This window comes from Peptoclostridium sp. AF21-18 (assembly GCF_003478825.1).
Lineage (GTDB): Bacteria > Bacillota > Clostridia > Peptostreptococcales > Peptostreptococcaceae > Peptacetobacter.
In genome coordinates this window covers 1-4,391 of sequence record NZ_QUGE01000045.1, presented here as the reverse complement: position 1 = coordinate 4,391, position 4,391 = coordinate 1, and the positions used below count along the sequence as shown (strand labels likewise).

The window sequence follows — 4,391 nt, the reverse complement described above, 5'->3', positions numbered from 1 at the left end:
TAAAAGCTTTACTGAACCCCCAGTCTAACTGGGGGTTTTCTACATACAAAAAAGCTGTTGCAAAATATGCAACAGCCATTATTTTCCTTATTTACTTAACTGAGCCACTACTTCATCGTATTCTGGAGCACCTAAGAAGTTCTGTATAAGAACTAACTGTGCATTTGGATTACTATGAGCAGCTCTTTCTCCTAACTCATTATGAGTAACTACCATATCTGCGTCTGCTGGTATTGAAGAAACTGGAGCATGAACAACTTCTATATCTTCTATTCCCGCTTCTTTTAATTTCTTACGAAGAACTGTTGCACCCATTGCACTTGATCCCATACCTGCATCACAAGCGAAAACTATTTTATGTACTTCTGAAGCTGATTTAACTTCTGCTGTTTCAACTTTTGCTCCTTTGCTTTCAGCTTTCATATCACTTACTTTTTTCTGTGATTCTTCTAAATCTGCATCTTTACCTGCGAATTTTAATATTGGTAATGCAACTGCAAATGATACTATTGTAGCTGCTGCAACACCTGCTAATACTGGAAGGTATCCACCTTTTGGACACATTGCAAGTATAGCTATTATACTACCTGGAGATGCTGGAGCTGTTAATCCTGCACCTAACATACTATTTACGAATACACCTGTTGCTCCACCAGCTATTGCTGCTAATATTAAAACTGGATTCATTAATATATATGGGAAGTATATTTCATGTATACCACCTAAGAAGTGTATAACTACTGCACCTGGTGCTGAACTTTTTGCTGATCCTTTACCTGCTAAGCAGTATGCAAGAAGTATTCCAAGACCTGGTCCTGGGTTTGCTTCAAGTAGGAAGAATATTGATTTACCAACTTCTTCAACCTGCTGTATTCCCATTGGAGAGAATATACCATGATTTATTGCATTGTTTAAGAATAATACTTTTGCTGGTTCTATAAGTATACTTGCTAATGGAAGAAGTCCTCTCTGTACGAAGAAATTAACCCCTGCTTCCATTGCTGAGTTTAACATTTCAACAAGTGGAGTTACACCTAAAAGTGCAACTGCTGCTAATATTGCACCTAATATACCTAGTGAGAAGTTGTTTACAAGCATTTCAAATCCTGCTTTAACTTTTCCTTCTATTGCCTGGTCAAATTTTTTCATTATCCAAGCTGATAAAGGTCCCATTATCATTGCACCCATAAACATTGGAATATCAGCACCTACTATAACACCCATAGTAGCTATTGCACCGATTACTCCTCCTCTTTCACCGTGTACCATTTTTCCACCAGTATATGCTATTAATAGTGGAAGTAAGAATGTAGACATTGGAGATACCAATGCTGCTAGTCTTTCATTTGGAGCCCATCCAGTTTCTATGAATAAGGCTGTTATAAGTCCCCATGCTATAAACGCTCCTATTACTGGCATTACCATTCCACTAAGGAAACGTCCCATTACTTGAATCTTTTCTTTCATAAAATCATACCACCCTTCGATTGTTCCTTTTTTAGTATTTATTATTTCGATTTTTCTATGTAGTATGATTGGCCAATCACTTTTTCTTTTCTTGATTTTATTATAAGGTGTTGTGATATCGTTTTCAATTTAAACTAATGACACTTTTGGCATTATGCACTAGTGACATTTTATAAGTTTTCTGTTTTTCCAATGCTTTCGTATTTTTTAATTTATTAAATATGACATCGTTTGTCATGATTTAAATGTTATAATTAATTGTAGTAATAATAAGTTTTAGATTATTTTTTTAATTTGGAGGAATTTATATGGAAAAAACTTTTATAAATTTAACGCTAGATAATATAGATAGTGAACATATTTGCTGTGCAATTTCAGATAAAAAACATCAAAATGGAGTATCTTGTAAAAAGGAATGGTTAAAAAGTCAGTTTAACAGCTCTCATGTTTTTAGGAAATTAAATGAGAGAGGGAAAGTTTTTATTGAGTACTGTGATATTGAAGACGCGTGGGTTCCTATTTTAGGAGAAAATTTTGTATATATTCAATGTCTTTGGGTTGCTGGATCTTTTAAAGGCAATGGATACGCAAATGAGCTTTTAAATTATTGTATAGAAGATGCTAAGAATAGAGATAAATCTGGTATATGTGTTCTTAGCTCAAAGAAAAAGAAACCTTACTTATCTGATAAGAAATTTTTTACTAAGTATGGATTTAAGGTTTTAGATTCTATAAACAACGAGTATGAACTTTTAGGCTTAACTTTTTATGATACTGATATTCTTGATAAAAATATTCCTCATTTCTCTGATTCCGCTAAGAAAATGAGTATAGATGAAGATGTTTTGACTATATACTACTCTCATCAATGTCCGTTTGTTGTGAATTCTATTGAGGAAGTACGTAGTTATTGCTCTGAAAACAATATTGACGTAAATATTATTTTAGTTGATTCTCTTGAAAAAGCTAAAAATCTTCCTTGCGTGTTTAATAACTGGGCTGCATTTTTAAACGGTAAGTTTGAATCGTGTAGTTTATTAAATAAAAATTCTTTAAAAAAATTATTGAATAGCAAATAATAATAACTAATTTTTTAATATTGGAGAGGTAAAATTATGAGTGATAGTAGACTTTTTAAAATTTTATATTACCTTTTAAAAAACGGAACTACTACAGTTAAAGAGCTTGCCGAGATATTTGAGGTTTCTACCAGAACTATCCACAGAGATATTGATTCTCTAAGCTCTGCAGGTATTCCAATATGCACAAGTAGAGGTCGACATGGTGGAGTTTATATAATGAATAATTTCATATTAGATAAATCAGTATTTTCAGCAGAAGAAAAGGATCAAATTTTAACTGCTATCAACGATTTTTCTTTTATCTTGGATGAAGATACCAACGATCTTTTAAACAAACTATCTGCTATTTTCAATACAAATGCTAGAAATTGGATTGAAGTTGATTTATCTAATTGGCGTTATAACAAGCCTTCTCAGGATATTTTTAATAGTATAAAGTTTGCAATATTAGACAAGAAGATTATTTCTTTCGAATATTATAGTAAAGGTAATTCAACTTATAGAAAAATAGAGCCTATTAAATTGCTTTTCAAAAACTATAATTGGTATATTTATGGATTTTGCCTTTTGAGAAATGATTATAGACTTTTTAAACTTTCCAGGATAAATAACTTGAAAGTTTTAGATGATAAATTTGAAAGATGTGATGAAACAAGCTCTATTGTAGACAATGCTTTTTATAATCAAAATCTTGTCCCTGTAAAGCTAATGTTTGATAAGAGTATTTCGTATAGAGTTTTTGATGAATTTGATAAATCTGAGATAGAGATTGATGATGAGTACCTGATTGTAAATACGAATCTTCCTTCAAATGACTATCTTTTCTCTTATCTACTCTCTTTTGGTTCTAATGTTGAACTTTTAGAGCCTTATAATTTGAGAGAAGAGTTTAAAAAGGTTATAAAAGAAATTTCTAGGAAATATTTTACTTTATAAGACATAAGTTGTCATATTTACTTTTATATAATTTAATATATAAATTTTTAAATTATATAAATGGAGGAAGTATATAACATGAAACTAGAATGGCGAAAACACGAAAAGGAAATATATAATATCAAGAAAGTACCTACTCTTTTGGATGTATGTACTCAAAATTTTATTATGATAGGTGGCAAAGGAAATCCAAACGACGAGGAATTTTCTGAAAAAGTATCTGCTCTTTTTTCTTTGGCTCATGCTATAAAAATGGATTATAAAAAATCACATCAAGTAAAAGACATTGATACTTATGAGATTACAGATTATGTTGTTTATCCTCTTGAAGGAATTTGGAAAGTTTCTCAAGATAATTCGACTAATAATAATTGCTGCAATGAATTTGATAAGAATAATTTAGAATATACAATTATGATTAGGCAGCCTGATTTTATAACAGAAGATGATTTTAAATCTGCAGTTGAGAAAGTGTCCAAAAAGAAGCCTAATGTTTTTTATAAAGATATTTATTTTGATTCTATGAATGATGGTAAATCTGTAAATATTTTACACGTTGGCTCGTATGACGATGAAAACTCTTCTTTTGAGAAGATGGACTTATTCTGTAAGGAAAATGGATTGACTAGGAAATATGATTGGCATAGGGAGATTTATTTGAATAATTCTAATAGAACTGAGGAGAGTAAATTGAAAACTATTTTAAGATATTGTATAAAATAAATCAAAATTTATACGTTAATTTCTCTCAGGGATTGAAGACATAGACAAACTCCTCTCCAGCTTCGACGTGTGTACAAGTAAATAGTTCTGTTGCAAATCAATTTCACGTCTCCAGATTGTCGAGAGAGTCTTGTCTATGCACTTCAATCCACTAAGTTAGATATTATCCCTATAAAATTCGAT

The 4,391-nt window shown here is 31.0% G+C and carries 4 protein-coding genes; 3 read left to right on the top strand and 1 reads right to left on the bottom strand.

The window, feature by feature from the left end; translation table 11 throughout:
* Positions 1-87 precede the first annotated feature (87 nt).
* Positions 88-1,467, bottom strand: coding sequence for a PTS mannitol transporter subunit IICB (locus DWX74_RS10825; protein ID WP_118549953.1), 1,380 nt, complete (start codon positions 1,465-1,467; stop codon positions 88-90).
* 308 nt (positions 1,468-1,775) lie between these two features.
* Here DWX74_RS10825 and DWX74_RS10820 point away from each other — a divergent pair, with 308 nt between their 5' ends.
* From DWX74_RS10820 to DWX74_RS10810, 3 genes are all read left to right on the top strand, one after another.
* Entirely contained in the window at positions 1,776-2,546 is a 771-nt protein-coding gene (locus tag DWX74_RS10820; RefSeq protein ID WP_118549952.1) for a GNAT family N-acetyltransferase, read from the top strand.
* A gap of 36 nt (positions 2,547-2,582) precedes the next feature.
* Positions 2,583-3,485, top strand: a complete 903-nt coding sequence (locus tag DWX74_RS10815; protein WP_118549951.1) for a helix-turn-helix transcriptional regulator — start codon at positions 2,583-2,585, stop codon at positions 3,483-3,485.
* A 78-nt stretch (positions 3,486-3,563) separates the two neighbouring features.
* Positions 3,564-4,208, top strand: coding sequence for a GyrI-like domain-containing protein (locus DWX74_RS10810; protein ID WP_118549950.1), 645 nt, complete (start codon positions 3,564-3,566; stop codon positions 4,206-4,208).
* The last annotated feature ends 183 nt before the right edge of the window (positions 4,209-4,391 follow it).